This window comes from bacterium (genome assembly GCA_037128595.1).
Classification (GTDB): domain Bacteria; phylum Verrucomicrobiota; class Kiritimatiellia; order CAIKKV01; family CAITUY01; genus JAABPW01.
In genome coordinates this window covers 88,842-104,958 of the sequence record JBAXWB010000018.1, presented here as the reverse complement: position 1 = coordinate 104,958, position 16,117 = coordinate 88,842, and the positions used below count along the sequence as shown (strand labels likewise).

Below are 16,117 nucleotides of genomic sequence, written 5' to 3'. Positions count from 1 at the left end.
AAGGTCCCAAGGGTTTGGCTGTTCGCCAATTAAAGCGGTACGCGAGCTGGGTTCAAAACGTCGTGAGACAGTTTGGTCCTTATCCGCTGTGGGCGTAGGAGATTTGAGGAAAACATTCCTTAGTACGAGAGGACCGGGAATGACGTACCTCTGGTGTTCCAGTTGTTCCATCCTAGGAGCATCGCTGGGTAGCTATGTACGGAAAGGATAAGCGCTGAAAGCATCTAAGCGCCAAGCCTCTTCCAAGATTGGATCTCCCCTCCGCAAGGAGCTAAAGGCAGGTTGTAGACTACGACCTTGATAGGCTGGAGGTGTAAGGCCCGTGAGGGTTTCAGCTGACCAGTACTAATCAGCCGTGTGGCTTGACTTTATTTTGACCTTACCTTTGACTTAATTTCTTTCTTACCCATCTCTATTTTTACTTTATTGGATTTTTCCGGTGACCATGGCGAGAAGGTAACACCCGTTCCCATACCGAACACGGAAGTGAAGGGTCTCAGCGGCGATGGTACTAGAGCTTTGGCTTTGGGAGAGTAGCACGTTGCCGGATTTTTTTTCGAGGGCTTGTGAGTAACATCACAAGCCCTTTTTTATTGCGCTCATCCACCTTCCGCAGTATACGTTCAGTCAAAGTCTTTGGAATTCAATGGAGGGCGCTGCTCTGTCAGCGCCGCATAAGATGGTTTTGGCAGAGCAAAACCCTCCATTTATTAAAACAGGACGTAAAAGATGTTTAAAATGGTGTATCTGTTGGCCTTCTCATCATTCCTGGCGCTGTCATCTTCTTCTGCTCCCGTCATTACCAACGAAAGTTCCCCACTTATGAATACTAATCCTGCGGTAGTCATGTTCGGGTCAGGCTGTTTCTGGTGCTCCGAAGCCATCTTTCAGCGTGTCCCCGGTGTCATCTCGGTCAGATCGGGATATTCCGGCGGGGAAACTAAAAATCCAACATATAAGCAAGTCTGTGCCGGGGACACCGGTCATGCCGAGGTCGTCCAGGTCTCGTACGATCCTCATGGTGTGTCTTTCGAAAGTTTATTGGAAATATTCTGGCTGAGCCATGACCCCACCACATTGAACCGGCAGGGCGCCGATGTGGGTACTCAATACCGCTCGGTGATCTTTTATTATGATTCGGATCAAAAGATGGCTGCGGAAAAATCCAAACACTCTCTCGATCAATCAGGAAAGTTTAAGTCGCCGATAGTGACGCAGATCGCCCCGGCCAGGGAATTTTATCCCGCCGAGGACTATCATGCCGAATATTTCAATAAAAATAAGTCCGCCCCCTATTGCCGGTTTATCATCGCCCCCAAGCTCGAGAAGATAAAAAAAGAGCACACTCTTGAGTGAGTCCACTCCTGCGGATTCAATATCCTATCCCGTGGGAGGGGCGCTATGCGCCGCGACTGTTCCTTTCAGTGACAGAATAGGGCTGTCGCGGCACATAGTGCCCCTCCCACAAAAAAAGAGCGGAAAAAGTATTGATTATGCATGATCCTCTTTGGACTCGGTTGCGCGATGTCGCTGACGAGGAGACATCTCTGTTAATCAGCCGACTTCCCCCTCAAATCCGCTCTAAAATCCAGGATATCCCGATTATTTTCGAGAAATCGCCACCACCTGACCTCCTTGCCGATGGGGTTGAAGCGGACGTCATGGGCTTGTTTGTGGGCGATGACTATCCTCATGAGGCATCGGATCCCATGCCCACGGAAATCTTTTTATTCCTTTTTAATATTTGGGACGAAGCGCAGGCCGATATGCCCCGCTATCGGGTTGAACTCCGGAAGACCCTGCTGCATGAGTGGGGCCACTATTTGGGTCTGGATGAAGACGAGTTGAGCGAGCGGGATTTGGCGTAAAATCGCGAAGCGTTGACAGAATGAACAGAATCAACAAAATATTTTATGAAGCAAAAGACGTTTTTCTTATTTTGAACATTTTGTAAATTCTGTCAAAATCTGGATATAATTGAAGATTTCGACGCATCTAGAGTTTAGTAATAAAACGAGCCTATTGACGACCTTATGCAGTTGGTATAGGCTTACTTCGTTTTAGTTTCAGCAAAGAAGTGGTTAATCATCAATAAGGAGTTCTCTATGAGTAAGCTGTTTGGCAAAGTTAAAGGGTTTACGTTGATCGAGTTGTTGGTGGTTATCGCCATTATCGGAATTTTGGCTGGCCTATTGTTTCCCGCGATTTCTGGTGCAGTGTTGAAAGCTAAAGCTACGAGTGCCGGTAGCAGTGGCAAACAGATTGCCACCATGATCTATGCTGAAAATCTGGCGAGAAGTGCGCGTTATGAAACGTCGGTGTGGCCGGTGGATACCAATGCGGCTACTGCGACCGATTATTTTAAATTGTGGGGCTCGATGGGTATTCTTAATGTCACCCCCGCATTTGTTTCTGGGCCTGAAATGCCCGCCTGTGCGACTACGAATTGGTCGGATTTAACGAAAGACCAAGTAGCGTGGAAGGTTGTGGTAGATCCGCAGAGTCGAGATGATATGCCCTTCCTTATTTCCAGGAATGTGAAGGATCCAACGCAAACAACCTGGGAACTGGACCCGCTCATTAAGCCTTTTGGCGACAGATTAGCGTTAGTAATCACGCACCAAGGCAGAATGACGATTTTGGAGCCAGATAAATCAACTGGTAAAATTATTCACAAGTATCTTATGACAGGGCTCACGATTAAAGAAAATTAAAGCTGTTTGATTTGTTGCACTGTAAGCCGGAAGCCACTATGGTTCCGGCTTTTTATTTTTCGGACCTAATGAGATTGCAGCACTTAAAAGGTTGTATGCTGATTAGCTTTACACTCATAAATATATCTGTTCAGATTTTCCACCCATGATCGCCAAAATCGTAGTTGATGTTGCCGTAGACAAGGAATTCGACTACCTGATTCCCGACTCCTTGACCGCTCAGGTTCGGCTCGGGTCCAGGGTCAATCTCTCCTTCGGCCCCAGGCAAACCCAGGGCTATGTCGTCGGTTTCAGCCACTCTTCCGGTCATCCCAAGCTCAAGGCGATTGAGTCGGTGGTGGGTGAGAAGCCCTACATTGCGGAAAGCCTCCTGAAGCTTGCCCGCTGGATGGCGGACTATTATTGCGCCCCCGTTGAATTGGCCGTGCAAGCGGTGCTGCCGGGGGCCGTACGCAATCAAAGCGCAAAATTCAAGGAACAGTTGTTTGTGGAATTAGTCCCGGCGAAATCGGAACTATCCATAATCAACACCCTCACCCCAGCCCTCTCCCCTGAAGGGAGAGGGGGGCCTGCGAGCGGACTCCCTCTCCCTTCAGGGGAGAGGGCTGGGGTGAGGGTCTCTTCAAGCGTTTCGGTCCGCCTAAAATCCCCCAAACAGGTCGCCGTGCTCGAGCTTCTCCGTGCCCGGGGGGGGATGTTCCTTCATGACCTCGTCAAGCTTTCAGGGGCCGAAGCCGCGACGGTTCGTACCCTTGAGAAAAAAGGGCTGGTCCTCATCAATAAGCAGGCGGCCCAGCGTGATCCGTTTGCCACCCACACGATTTTGCATACTGAGCCACTCGCCTTGATGACGGGACAGGCGGCAGCATTGGAGGTGGTGAAACAGGCGATCGATAAGGTGAGCGGTAGCCCTAAACCTTCCTCTCCCCTTGAGGGAGAGGACCGAGGTGAGGGGGATTCCCGGAACAAAGGGGGAGTTTCACGAGTGGGTAGCACCCCTCACCCCAACCCTCTCCCTCAAGGGGAGAGGGAGAAGAAGGCGTGTGTGGCGCTCCCTTCATCCTCCTCCGTCATCCTCCTCCACGGCGTAACCGGCAGCGGCAAGACGGAAGTCTATCTCCAAGCGATTGATTATGCCCTCAGCCAAGGCAAGGGGGCCATTGTCCTGGTCCCGGAAATCTCGCTTACCCCCCAAACCATTGAGCGGTTCCGTGGACGGTTCGGTGATACGATCGCGGTGCTTCATAGCCACTTATCGTCCGGCGAGCGGCATGATGAGTGGCACCGGATCCATGATGGGATTGCCCGGATCGTGGTGGGGGCACGGTCAGCCGTTTTCGCGCCTGTGGCCAATCTGGGGCTCATTGTGGTGGATGAGGAGCATGAGCACACCTACAAGCAGGAGGAAATGCCTCGTTATCATGCGCGCGATGTGGCGGTGATGCGCGGGCATTTTGAGAAATGCGCCGTGTTGCTTGGATCGGCCACGCCAGCGCTTGAATCCTTCGCCAATGCGAAAAATGGCAAGTATCATCTGGTGGAAATGATGAATCGGGTGGACCACCGCGCCATGCCCCACATGCGGGTGGTGGATATGCGCCAGGAAGCGGAGCGGACGGGACGGTTGTCCGTGTTCTCCCGCGACCTTCTGGATGCGGTCCGCAAGCGGCTGGACAAAGCCGAGCAGGTCATACTGTTCCTGAATCGTCGCGGCTATGCCTCCTCGCTGGTTTGCCCGAAGTGCGGGCTGGTCGCCAAGTGTAACGACTGCAGCATTTCCATGACCTATCACCGGCACGATGAGACGCTCAAATGCCACATTTGCGGGGCGATCCAGGGGGTGCCCGACCGGTGTCCGGGCTGTCAGGATCCCGCTTTTAAGTTTGCCGGTATCGGCACTCAGCGGGTCGAGGTAACTGTCGGCAAACTGTTCCCGCACGCCAGAATTGCCCGTATGGATGCGGATGCCACGCGGGGCAAGGATTCGCATCGGCGGATTTTGAATGAATTCAAAACCGGAAAAATTGACATACTGGTCGGGACGCAGATGATCGCCAAAGGGTTGGACTTTCCAAATGTGACGCTGATCGGGGTGCTGAATGCCGACATGAGCCTGCATATGCCTGATTTCAGGGCCAGTGAACGTACCTTTCAGCTGTTGACTCAGGTGGCGGGGCGGGCCGGGCGTGGTGAGATTCCCGGAGAGGTGATCGTTCAGACGTCAACTCCGTTTCATCAGGCAATTCAGGCCGCGCGGCGGTTGGACTATGATGGTTTTTGTGATCAGGAAAATGAGTTCCGGCGGGAGCTGGGCTACCCGCCCTATGGCCATCTGGTCTGTGTCGGCATCAAGGGACTGGATCAGGTCAAGGTGACGAAGGCGGCGGAACAGTTTACCGCCCAGCTTCAGCCATTACTCTCGTCGGATGTCATTGTCAGCGGCCCATCCCCGGCTCCTTTGGAAAAGGCAAAAGGCCAGTTCCGCCATCAGATCATGCTCCGGGCTCCAACGACTAAAGCCATTACCACCCCGTTAAAAGTGGTAGCCCGTGAATTCCATTGGCCCCATGGTGTCTCCGTCGTCATCGATGTCGACGCCGTCTCCCTGATGTAGAGAGGGGACTTCACCACTAATTTGGGAAATGGGAGAAATTCAGAAAAGAGTTTAAACAGAAGTCCGCAAAGTACGCTAAGAAAAAAGAATGTTGCGGCATTTTTATCCCGCAATTGCGGGATAAAAATGCCGCAACGGTTTTATTTTTCTGGCTTTCCCTCATTTCCAAAATTAGTGGTGAAGTCTTTTCTTGGCTTTGCTTTTGATGGTTTAGCCGTTATTTTAAACAACTAGAGGATATTGCTATGCAGACTAATAAGTTTTATGTGACGACGCCGATTTACTACGTGAATGACCGGCCCCATATCGGGCATGCGTATACCACGATCCTGGCTGATGTTCTGGCCCGCTATCACCGGTTACTGGGCGTGCCCACCTTTTTCCTGACGGGCTCGGATGAGCATGGGCAGAAGGTCCAACAGGCGGCTGAAAAGGGCGGGGTGACTCCCCAGCAACATGCGGACACCACGGTGGTCCGCTTCCAGGAATTATGGAAAAAACTTGAAATTACAAACGATGATTTTATCCGGACCACCGAGCCCCGGCATAAAACGGTGGTTCAGGAAATCTTCCAGAAGCTATACGAGAAGGATGAGATTTACCGCGCGGAATATGACGGTTGGTATTGCGTGCCCTGTGAACGGTTCTTCATGGAGAAAGATCTGGATAATGGCGCCTGTCCCGACTGTAAACGGCCCGTCGAGCGGATTCGTGAATCCAACTATTTCCTAAGAATGAGCAAGTATCAGGAGTGGCTTATTCAGTATATTCAGGATCATCCGAAGTTCATTCAGCCTGATTTCAGGCGGAACGAAACCCTTGGATTCCTGCGCAAAAAGTTGAATGACCTGTGTGTATCCCGTCCGAAGAGCCGCCTGAGCTGGGGCATTGAACTGCCTTTTGATAAGGATTTTGTCGCCTATGTCTGGTGCGACGCCCTGACAAATTATATCAGTGCCGTGGGATATCTGTCCGATGATGAGAAATTCAAGAAGTGGTGGCCGGCCTCCTATCACCTGATCGGCAAGGACATCCTGACGACGCATACCGTCTATTGGCCCATCATGCTCAAGGCCATGGGGGTTGAGCTGCCCGAGGCGGTGTTCGCCCATGGATGGTGGCTGATGGGGGACAGCAAGATGAGCAAGACGACCGGGAATGTCGTTGACCCCATGCAGTTCGTTGATAAATACGGGGTCGATGCCTTCCGCTATTTTCTGATGGCGGAGATGGTCCTGGGACAGGATGCCAGCTTCACCGAGGAGGCTTTTATCCGCCGTTATAATGCGGATCTGGCCAATGATCTGGGTAATATGCTCAGCCGGTTGATCAAGATGATCAGCACCTATACCGGGGGCCTTTTGCCGGAGCCCGATGTGAGCGGCGAGGATGAACTCACGCTACGGACGGCCGCGCTGGATGCCGCCCGCACGATGGAAACCACGATTGCCAATATGCGTTTGGATCTGGGGCTGACGGCCGTAGCCAATGTAGTACGTGCGGCCAACCGCTATCTCGAGATCAAGCAGCCTTGGACGTTGGCCAAGCAGGAGGACAAGCGTCCGTTGCATACGGTTTTGTACACGGCGGCGGAAACCTTGCGGATCGTCAGCGGATTATTGTATCCGGTCATGCCCGCCAAGATGAGTGAATTGCGGGTGTTATTGGGCATTCAGGAAACGGTGCCAGATATCAGGTCCCTTAAAGAATGGGGCTTGTTAAAGCCGGGGAGCCGCTTAGGTGAGATGCAGTCGCTCTTCCCTCGGATTATGCCTGTGGTGGCGCCGGTACCTACCTCTAAAGATGCCGCCGTAACGGCGGTTGCTACAGGGAAAGCCTCAGTTTTAGTAACCGGCGTGTCGCCGGTACCGGCCCCCGTTGGCGTGGCCTTGGCGGAGTATGCTGATTTTCAGAAGATTCAATTGCGAACCGCCAAAATTTTAGAGGCAGAAAAAGTCGCGGGGGCGGATAAGTTATTGAAGCTCCAGATTGAGGTGGGGGGCGAAAAACGCCAGCTGGTGGCGGGGATCGCCTTGCATTATGAGCCCGCCGCGTTGATTGGGAAAACCGTCGTGGTGGTGGCTAACCTGAAACCGGCCACGATCCGCGGCGTGGAATCCAATGGCATGCTATTGGCCGCCAGTATCGGAAAAGAATTAAAACTGATCACGGTGGATGGCGAGTTCCCCTCAGGGGCCGTGGTGAAATAACCCCTCACCCCAGCCCTCTCCCTCAAGGGGAGAGGGTGAAGTTCTGTTCCCTCTCCCCTTGAGGGAGAGGGTTAGGGTGAGGGGATGGAAAAGTCAATAAAGGAGACATTATGACCGACAATGAAGTATTGAACGTCTTTCTCGAAACCAAGGCCCTGTTGAAGGGGCACTTTGAGCTCCGCTCGGGATTGCATAGCGACCAGTTCTTTCAATGCGCCAAAGTGCTGCAGCAGCCGCGTATTGCGGCGCGGTTGTGTGAGGCCCTCGTACAGAAACTCCGGAAAGAACATCCAGGGCTCCATGTGGATGGCGTGATCGCGCCGGCCATGGGCGGGCTCTTTGTGGGGCATGAAGTGGCCAAGACGCTGGGGGTGGTCTCTATTTTTGCCGAGAAGCACGAGGGCGCCTTGGTGTTGCGGCGCGGGTTCGAGGTCCCGAAAGGCGCGGCCTTCGTGGTGGCCGAGGACGTGATTACCCGTGGCGGGCGCGTGCAGGAAACCATCGACATCATCGAGGGACGTGGGGGTAAGGTCGTGGCGGTGACCGTCCTCGTGGACCGGAGCGGCGGGAAAGCCCGTTTCGTGCCGCCCACCGTGAGTCTGCTTCAGATGGAGCCCGTGACCTTTGATCCCAAAACCTGTCCGCTGTGCGCGCAAAAGGTGACGCTCGAACATCCGGGATCATGAGAAAATGAAAGCAGAATCCTGGATTCCGAATTCTCCCTCATGAACATTCTCCTTATTGAATACCGTGACATGAAGCACCCCCTGGCGGGGGGGGCGGAAATTGTGCTGTATGAGGTCTTCCGTCGCATCGTGGCGCTGGGGCATCGGGTGGACTATCTCTGCAATGGCTTTGAGGGCGGGGCCCCGGAAGAACTCCAGGCCGGAATTCGTATTATCCGGCGGGGGCGACAAGCCTACTTCAATTACATGGCGCCTTGGGTCTACCGGACTGAATTGCGGGCCAATCAGTACGACCTGATCATTGAAGGCATTGACAAAATCCCCTTTTACCTGCCGCTGTTTGAACGTAAAACGCCGATTATGGCCATTGTCCCGCATCTGTTTGGCAGTACTGTCTTCCAGGAGGTTTCCTTCCTCCCCGCCTCCTATGTGTATTTGCTCGAGCGCGGGATCTCAAAGGCGTATCGCCGGTGCATGTTCTCCCTTTTGTCCAAGAGCACCCAGGTGGATTTGGTGGCCCGGGGAATTCCCATGGACCAGACGCGGGTGATTCACCCCGGGTTTACGCATGCGGACTACCCCGCGCCGGCCGTTAAGCCGCCCCGGGTCAGGCCTACTTTTATTTATGTGGGTCGGATCAAACGGTACAAGGGCATCCAGCAGGGAATTGAGGCGGTCGTCAGGCTGAGATCCCGCTATCCCGATATCCTTTTCCAGATCGTGGGCGCGGGGGACTATCTTGAGCCACTCCGTAAGCTGACAGGGGATTTAGGCGTTGAACAGAATGTTGAGTTTACCGGCAGGATTTCGCATGAACGCAAAATTCAGCTGATGCAGCAGGCGGATGTCCTGATTTACCCGTCTCCCAAGGAAGGCTGGGGGTTGTCTGTTCTTGAGGCCAATTCCTGCGGCACCGTGGTGGTGGCAAGTGATTCGCCCGGTTTGAATGAGGCCGTACAGGACGGCAAGACCGGCTTTCTGGTGCCCCATGGCGATGTGGCTGCCATGGAGGCGCGCCTGGAGCAGTTGCTCAGTGATCCCGCTTTGTACGCGCAGATGCGGGCGAATGGGCTGGAGTGGGTCAAAACCTTCACCTGGGACAAGGCCGCACGCGAGACTTTGGCGCTGATGGAAGAGACCGTGAGAAGAGGTAAGACGTAAGGCGTGAGATGTAAGACGCACGTGAGACGGTGAAAATAAAAAGGGCAGGACCATTAAGTCCTGCCCTTTTAACTGAATGAGGTTCAGTTAGTTCGACAACCGGCCGCCCACGCCCTTGACGTTCTTGTCAATGGCCTTGGCTGCCAATTTCGGACGCAATGCGCGCACGGCGGCACCCGCCTGCCACATTTCCGACTGGTGGATCTCGGCCAGTTTCTTGGCGAGGAACTTCTGGTAGTCCTTGCCGCCGCAATCGCGGAGGACTTCGCGGGTTTCCTGACCCACCTTGACCGACTGATAGAGTTTCTTGAAGACCGGCAGATTGGCCTTGTGGAAGATGGGGCGCCATTTCAACGCACCATGCTGGGCGGTGACCGAGCAGTTCTGGTACATCCAGTCCATCCCGTTTTCGTCCACGAGGCGGATAAGGCTCTGGGTCAACTCCTCAACGGTCTCATTGAAGGACTCGCTGGGCGAATGGCCATTGGAGCGCAGGACATCATACTGGGCCTGCATCATGCCAGCCAGGGCGCCCATCAGCACGCCGCGTTCCCCGGTCAGATCGCTGCACACCTCTTTTTTGAAGGTGGTGGGGAACAGGTAGCCGGAGCCAATGCCGATGCCCAGTGCAATGCAACGCTCGGTCGCGCGGCCGGTGGCATCCTGCTCAACGGCAAAGCTGGAGTTGATGCCAGCGCCTGAGAGGAAGTTACGACGGACGTTCAAGCCGGACCCCTTGGGCGCGACCATGATGACATCCACATCTTTGGGCGGGATCACTTTGGTCTGATCCTTGTACACGATCGAAAACCCGTGGGAGAAATAAAGGGCATCACCGGGCTTCAGATTCGCCTTGATGGTCGGCCACACCTGACGCTGGGCGGCATCGGACACCAACAACTGAATGATGGTCGCGCGCTTCACGGCGGTGGGGATATCAAACAAGGTTTTGCCCGGAACCCAGCCATCCTTACAGGCGCGATCCCAGTCCTTTTTGAATTCAGGAGCCTGCCCGATGATGACCTTGAATCCGTTGTCCTTGAGGTTCAATGCCTGTGCGGGGCCCTGAACGCCATAGCCGATGATGGCGATGGTCTCTTTGGCCAGAACTTTGCGCGCCTTGGCGACAGAAAATTCCTTGCGGGTGACGATGTTTTCCTTCTCTTTACCGAATGTAATCAATGCCATAATTTATATACTCCTTTTGAAAAGACATGAAGTGTAGAAGTTTTTGAAGCCACGTCAATCGTAATTACGCAGTTGAAGATTTTGGCGCACTGACTACAATGCGGGCTCAACTTTATCAAGAAAGAGGCATTTTTATGGCGCGTGTATTCAATTTTGGAGCGGGTCCTGCGGTGTTGCCTGTTGAAGTCCTTGAAGAGGTCCAAAAAGAGTTGCTTGATTTCAAGGGGTCAGGCATGTCCATCATGGAACATAGCCACCGGGGCAAGGAATACGATGCGGTGCACCTCGAGGCGGTTGAAAACGTCAAGAAATTGCTGAAATTGTCCGATGATTACTCGGTGTTGTTCATTCAGGGTGGCGCCAGCATGCAGTTTGCCATGGTTCCCATGAATCTGTTGGGGGCAGGGCAGTCAGCTGATTATGTCAACTCGGGAACCTGGGCGGACAAAGCGGTTAAAGAGGCCAAACTGGTTGGAGCGGTGAATGTCATCGCCAATACCGGCAAAGATATTCCCACCCGGATGCCTAAGAACGGGGATCTGAAGTTTACCAAGGGCGCGGCGTATGTGCATATCACCTCCAATGAGACGATTTCCGGAGCCCAGTGGAAGGTGTTTCCCAAAACGGAAGCGCCTCTGGTTGCGGATATGTCCTCGGATATCCTGTCCCGTCCCTTCGATATCAACCAGTTCGGCTTGATTTATGCCGGGGCTCAGAAGAATCTGGGCCCGTCGGGATTGGCGCTGGTGGTCATGCGGAAAGAGTTGGCGGAGCGGGCTCCTGCCAACGCACCCACCATGCTCAAGTACAAGACGCATATTGAGGAAAACTCCCTCTACAATACCCCGCCGACCTTTGGCATCTATGTCTTGTCGCTGGTGACACGGTGGATCCTGCAAATGGGGCAGGAGAACCTCTACAAGCAGAATGTGGATAAGGCGGCCCGAATTTACAATGCCCTCGACAGCAGCTCTTTTTATAAGGGGACAGCGGTTAAGGAGTTCCGTTCTGACATGAATATTACCTTCCGTCTTCCTACGGAAGCCCTGGAGGAAACCTTCATCAAGGAAGCCTCAAAGCAGGGGATGAAGGGCTTGAAGGGACATCGGATGGTCGGCGGCATTCGCGCTTCCATTTATAATGCCTTCCCGGTCGCCGGTGTGGAGGCCCTGGTGGCCTTCATGAAGGAATTCGAGAAGAAAAACGGGTAATCCGCATTCGGGCGTCCTGTGCCGCTACAGGGCAGACGCCTCTAAATGCCGCAAAACAACGGAATCTTCCCCTGATTCGCACTGACTGGGAAACGAGGAAGATTTACCGCGGAGAAGCGGAGATTTAGAGAGAGCAGAAAATGCAAATGTGGCGTTTATTCCGCCCTCATGAGTACATGTGGGCGGAATAAACGCCACGGTTTCCTTGAGGAACACAGACGAATACTTCGACAGTGCGACTCACTCACAGCAGGCCATTTCTTTCGGCCAGGTTCCTTTGGCCAGGTCGTGCCACGTATTCTTTAATCCCTCTTTCTCGTGGTATTACTCCAGAAAACCGTTGCGGAATTTTTAATTTCGGTACTCCGGAATTACAAATTCCGCAACATTATCTTTGAATTCTCTCCCTGAATCTCCGCGTCTCCGTGGTAAAATCCCCTTTATTTCGAGCATTTTTAGATGCGTCTGCCCTGGTCGCCGCTATATGACTATTTGACGCTCCCGAACAATTCCAGGTTTTTGCGGGAGAGCGCGGTCTTGGGATGGTCGGGGCCAAAGGCCTCGGTTCGTATCTTCAGGGCTTCCTTGAGCAGGGGCACCATATCTGAGCGATTGTTCCTGGCGAAATCTACGGATGCCAGGTGGTTGATCGAATCCGCCAAACGGGGGTGGTTGGTGCTCAGGAGGCGGCGACGGATTTTGAGGGCTTCCGCCGCGTAGCTGGCTGCCTGTTTATAGTCGGACGTTATCATGGCTATCGCCGCGAGTTCGTCAAGGACGAGCGCGGTCTCTTCGTGACGTTTCCCGAAGGCCTTGACGCAGGACGCTTCCAGAGAGAGATAGAGTGCCCGGCGTTGTTCGGGTTGATACCGCTGGCCGAGTGCGAGCGCATAGCGGTTACGGGCGATCTTAACCAGTAGGTCCTTTTCTGGCAAAGTGAGTCGCGCCGCCTCAACGGCGCTATGACAGAGTTTCTCGGCTTCCTCGTAATGGGTTTTGTCATAAGCCACCCCGCCAAGATGAATGAGCGACTGGATATAGGAGCGTAAGCTGGCTTCCTTGTTGGTCCCGGTATTCTGAATTTGGCTTCGGGCGAGCATGATGGCCTGCCCATACAGGCGCGCCGCTTCAGTGGTTTCGTCGGCCAGTTCAAGCGCTTGGCCAGTTGAAATCAGGGATTCCAGAAGCGCGTTGGTGTCGGACGGGGCGTGAGCGCGGAATTCGGTCAAGGCCTGGGCGGCGGCCTTTGTGCACCAGCCCTGGGGTGAGGAGAGTGAAATGGGAAGCGTTTCAACTGCGGCAAATGAAATGGCGACCGAAAAAAAAAGCCCTAGGAAAAGTGCAAGCCTATGCATTTTCTTCATGCCTCATAGTGGCAAAAGGCATCCGTCAAGCCAAGCCCAATTAGCCAAGTCCAATTAGACGTAGCTCGAAAAGGGTGGGTTTAGAAGAAACAGTCCAGAACGGGCTGTTCGGAAAACGGGCAATTAGGCATTGCGTGACCTTGCAATTTCCGGCAAAGAAAGTTAATTAATATTAATATGAAAACCGCACAAAAGCTCAACACCCCCGATAACCCTATTGATGTGTGTGTGTATGGCGGGGGCTCAGGCGGCGTAACGGCGGCCATCCAGGCCGCGCGCATGGGTAAATCGGTCGTGCTTATCTCGGTTACGAACCACCTTGGCGGAATGACTACCAGTGGTCTCGGATGGACTGATTTCGGGGACGAAAACGTGTTGGGGGGGATCAGTCGGGAATTCTACCACCGACTCTATCTCCATTATCGCAAAGGACCGGCCTGGATCTGGGAAAACCAAAATGAGTTCAAAAATGCCGGACAGGGCGCGGAAGCGTTTATCCATAGCAAGGAACTGGCAACGGTTTTTGAGCCGGGCGTGGCGGAGCGGATCCTTAATGAAATGCTACACGAAGCAGGTGTCCGTGTCGTGGTCGCCCGGCTTGACCGGAAGAGTGGTGTCATCAAGAAGGGTATTGAAGTGATGGCGATCCGCACCGAAACCGGGCAGGAATTCCGCGCGAAGGTGTATATCGATGCCACTTATGAAGGTGATCTGCTCGCGGCCTCAGGCGTCAGTTACATCGTCGGCCGGGAAGCCAACTCTGTTTACAACGAAACGATCAGCGGTATCCAGGCGGGGCGCTCCAAAAGTCACCAGTTTTCCAAAATCACGCCCCTGAGTCCGTATGTCATTCCCTCAGCGCCTGCGAGTGGCCTGCTGCCGCACATCAATCCGGATGCGGGTGGGCGGGATGGCGACGGTGACCGGCGGTTGCAGTCCTATTGCTACCGGATGGTGCTCACCGATGTTCCCGCGAATCGCATGGCCGTTGAGAAGCCCCAGGGCTATGATGAACGTGAGTACGAAATCCTCTTTCGTCATATCGAACAAGGCGCCACCCGGTTTTTCAAGCTCAGCCTGATGCCCAACCGGAAAACAGATTCCAATAATGAGGGGCCGGTTTCCTGCGATTTTATCGGAATGAACTACGGGCCTGACTGGAATTATGCGGAAGCCGGGTATGCCAAACGTGCTGAAGTTGAAAAAGCACACGAAAACTGGCAGCGCGGGCTCATCTGGACCCTGCAGCACCACCCGCGTGTCCCCTGGGAAATTCGTGCCTTTTATGCCGGCTGGGGGCTTCCAAAAGATGAGTTTGCCGACCATCAGCACTGGCCCTACGACATCTATGTGCGTGAAGGTCGCCGGATGGTTTCGGATTATGTCATGACCGAGCATAACTGCTTAAGTCATATTACGGCAGAGGACTCGATCGGCCTGGGCGCTTACACGATGGATTCCCACCATACGCAGCGTTATGTAAGTGAGGAGGGAGGCGTTCTGAATGAAGGTGATATTCAGCACCGCATTCCTCATCCGTATCCCATCGCTTACCGTTCGATTGTGCCTAAAGCGTCTGAATGTTCCAATTTACTGGTCCCCTGGGCCCTCTCCGCCTCGCATATGGCCTTCGGTTCGATCCGCATGGAGCCGGTCTTCATGACGCTCGGTCAGTCGGCGGCCACCGCCGCGTGCATAGCCATTGAGTCCGGCACTTCCGTGCAGGAGGTTCCCTATCCGCAACTCAAGGCGCGGCTGTTGGCTGATGGCCAAATTCTCTGAGGCCCCTGCGGGAAAAGCTGCCGCACCGATGTCGTGCTTGAGGTTATGGCGATCTTATGGCACCTTCTTTCCGCAAATGGAGTTCGCTCGAAAAAAGACCGGATTGATTCTCTGTCATCATCCTCGTGGATTCCTCTACGCGATGGCGGCGGTGATGTTTTTGGCCGGCACTCTTTTTGCGGAGGAAACCAACATGCCTGAACTGAAATTTTCGCAGAACGGTAAATTCAAGGTGGTCCAATTCACCGACACCCACTTCCTGGAAGGAAACCCTGCCGATACCGTCACTAAGGCCGAAGGGGTGGTGGCGACGATTTCCAGCGTACTGGATGTGGAAAAACCTGATCTGGTCGTGTTTACCGGTGATAATGTGACCACACGTGAGCAGCCCTTCGAAGCCTGGCGCAAACTCGCCACTCCGGTAATGGATCGGAAAATCCCCTGGGCCGTCGTCATGGGAAATCATGACTATGAATATTCCGGAAAGACCCAGCATGAGCTTGTCACGTTCATCGGAACCCTGCCTTTTGCGCTTTCCAAGTGCGGGCCAACTGAGTTGGGCGGAGGCGGGAACTATCTTCTCCCGGTCATGGCCCATGGGACGCAACAGGTCAAGGCCGCCCTTTACTGCCTGGACTCGGGTGACTACGCGGACAAAAACAGTTCAGATGGTTATGCCTGGTTCAGCATTCGTCAAATTGAGTGGTTCCGCCGCCAGGCCCAGATCAATACCGACGCCAACGGTGGAACTCCGCTTCCGTCTCTTGCTTTTTTTCACATTCCTTTCCCTGAATACAATGAGGCCCTTTCGGCTGGTAAAGTGCTGGGTGAAAAGCAGGAGAACGTCAGTTGTCCCAAGCTGAATTCAGGGATGTTTACGGCGATGGTGGAGTCCAAATCGATCCTCGGCACCTTTGTCGGTCATGATCACAACAATGACTATGCGGCCTCCTTTCATAGTATCTGTCTCGCCTTCGGGCGAAAAACCGGGGATTACAGTTATCATGGCCTCCCCGCTGGTGGCGCGCGGGTCATTGAACTGGATGAAGGCAGTCGGAGCTTCTCGACCTGGATCCGGACTGCCGCCGGAGAAGTTAAAACCCAGATTCGCCATCCTGAAGATTTCCATCCTGTTCCGTGATCAGCACCTGGTGCTGCACTCCTCCGCTTTTCCCTTTTTTCGTCAT

General features: G+C 53.8%; 11 protein-coding genes, 2 rRNA genes and 1 pseudogene. 12 read left to right on the top strand and 2 right to left on the bottom strand.

The window, feature by feature from the left end:
* The 9 genes and pseudogenes from WCS52_12325 to WCS52_12285 form a co-directional block, all read left to right on the top strand.
* Window positions 1–370 (top strand): 23S ribosomal RNA (locus tag WCS52_12325); the annotation flags it as partial.
* Window positions 371–435: 65 nt separating this feature from the next.
* Window positions 436–550, top strand: a 5S ribosomal RNA gene (gene rrf / locus WCS52_12320).
* Between the two features lie 272 nt (window positions 551–822).
* Complete coding sequence (gene msrA / locus WCS52_12315; protein ID MEI6167970.1) at window positions 823–1,356, top strand: peptide-methionine (S)-S-oxide reductase MsrA; 534 nt, start codon at window positions 823–825, stop codon at window positions 1,354–1,356.
* 137 nt (window positions 1,357–1,493) lie between these two features.
* Window positions 1,494–1,868: a metallopeptidase family protein gene (locus tag WCS52_12310; protein ID MEI6167969.1), complete on the top strand. Its 375-nt coding sequence runs from the start codon at window positions 1,494–1,496 to the stop codon at window positions 1,866–1,868.
* Window positions 1,869–2,105: 237 nt separating this feature from the next.
* Window positions 2,106–2,714 (top strand): type II secretion system protein, encoded by a 609-nt coding sequence (locus WCS52_12305; GenBank protein MEI6167968.1) that lies wholly within the window; start codon window positions 2,106–2,108, stop codon window positions 2,712–2,714.
* A gap of 145 nt (window positions 2,715–2,859) precedes the next feature.
* A complete protein-coding gene (gene priA / locus WCS52_12300; GenBank protein ID MEI6167967.1) occupies window positions 2,860–5,328 on the top strand; it encodes a primosomal protein N' in 2,469 nt (822 codons plus the stop codon).
* Window positions 5,329–5,555: 227 nt separating this feature from the next.
* Window positions 5,556–7,538, top strand: a pseudogene (gene metG, locus WCS52_12295) (methionine--tRNA ligase).
* A 110-nt stretch (window positions 7,539–7,648) separates the two neighbouring features.
* The gene (gene pyrE, locus WCS52_12290) at window positions 7,649–8,224 is read left to right on the top strand and encodes an orotate phosphoribosyltransferase (GenBank protein MEI6167966.1); all 576 of its coding nucleotides are present in this window, start codon (window positions 7,649–7,651) and stop codon (window positions 8,222–8,224) included.
* 39 nt (window positions 8,225–8,263) lie between these two features.
* Entirely contained in the window at window positions 8,264–9,385 is a 1,122-nt protein-coding gene (locus WCS52_12285; protein ID MEI6167965.1) for a glycosyltransferase family 4 protein, read from the top strand.
* A gap of 87 nt (window positions 9,386–9,472) precedes the next feature.
* Here WCS52_12285 and ilvC read toward each other — a convergent pair whose 3' ends face one another.
* On the bottom strand, window positions 9,473–10,573 hold the full coding sequence (gene ilvC / locus WCS52_12280) for a ketol-acid reductoisomerase (GenBank protein MEI6167964.1): 1,101 nt from the start codon (window positions 10,571–10,573) through the stop codon (window positions 9,473–9,475).
* Window positions 10,574–10,707: 134 nt separating this feature from the next.
* Between ilvC and serC the strand changes: the two genes are divergently transcribed.
* Complete coding sequence (gene serC, locus WCS52_12275; GenBank protein MEI6167963.1) at window positions 10,708–11,784, top strand: 3-phosphoserine/phosphohydroxythreonine transaminase; 1,077 nt, start codon at window positions 10,708–10,710, stop codon at window positions 11,782–11,784.
* Window positions 11,785–12,272: 488 nt separating this feature from the next.
* Here the strand turns inward: serC and WCS52_12270 are convergent, their stop codons facing one another.
* A complete protein-coding gene (locus WCS52_12270) occupies window positions 12,273–13,139 on the bottom strand; it encodes a tetratricopeptide repeat protein (protein ID MEI6167962.1) in 867 nt (288 codons plus the stop codon).
* A 186-nt stretch (window positions 13,140–13,325) separates the two neighbouring features.
* Between WCS52_12270 and WCS52_12265 the strand changes: the two genes are divergently transcribed.
* Window positions 13,326–14,930: an FAD-dependent oxidoreductase gene (locus WCS52_12265; protein MEI6167961.1), complete on the top strand. Its 1,605-nt coding sequence runs from the start codon at window positions 13,326–13,328 to the stop codon at window positions 14,928–14,930.
* A gap of 76 nt (window positions 14,931–15,006) precedes the next feature.
* A complete protein-coding gene (locus tag WCS52_12260; GenBank protein MEI6167960.1) occupies window positions 15,007–16,071 on the top strand; it encodes a metallophosphoesterase family protein in 1,065 nt (354 codons plus the stop codon).
* Window positions 16,072–16,117: the final 46 nt, after the last annotated feature.

Excerpts from the sequence above, each read along its gene's own strand:
- WCS52_12310 (MEI6167969.1), top strand. The coding sequence starts at position 1,494 with ATGCATGATCCTCTTTGGACTCGGTTGCGCGATGTCGCTGACGAGGAG.
- priA (MEI6167967.1), top strand. The coding sequence starts at position 2,860 with ATGATCGCCAAAATCGTAGTTGATGTTGCCGTAGACAAGGAATTCGAC.
- WCS52_12260 (MEI6167960.1), top strand. The coding sequence starts at position 15,007 with ATGGAGTTCGCTCGAAAAAAGACCGGATTGATTCTCTGTCATCATCCT.
- ilvC (MEI6167964.1), bottom strand. The coding sequence starts at position 10,573 with ATGGCATTGATTACATTCGGTAAAGAGAAGGAAAACATCGTCACCCGC.
- WCS52_12285 (MEI6167965.1), top strand. The coding sequence starts at position 8,264 with ATGAACATTCTCCTTATTGAATACCGTGACATGAAGCACCCCCTGGCG.
- serC (MEI6167963.1), top strand. The coding sequence starts at position 10,708 with ATGGCGCGTGTATTCAATTTTGGAGCGGGTCCTGCGGTGTTGCCTGTT.
- msrA (MEI6167970.1), top strand. The coding sequence starts at position 823 with ATGAATACTAATCCTGCGGTAGTCATGTTCGGGTCAGGCTGTTTCTGG.
- WCS52_12270 (MEI6167962.1), bottom strand. The coding sequence starts at position 13,139 with ATGCATAGGCTTGCACTTTTCCTAGGGCTTTTTTTTTCGGTCGCCATT.
- WCS52_12305 (MEI6167968.1), top strand. The coding sequence starts at position 2,106 with ATGAGTAAGCTGTTTGGCAAAGTTAAAGGGTTTACGTTGATCGAGTTG.
- pyrE (MEI6167966.1), top strand. The coding sequence starts at position 7,649 with ATGACCGACAATGAAGTATTGAACGTCTTTCTCGAAACCAAGGCCCTG.
- WCS52_12265 (MEI6167961.1), top strand. The coding sequence starts at position 13,326 with ATGAAAACCGCACAAAAGCTCAACACCCCCGATAACCCTATTGATGTG.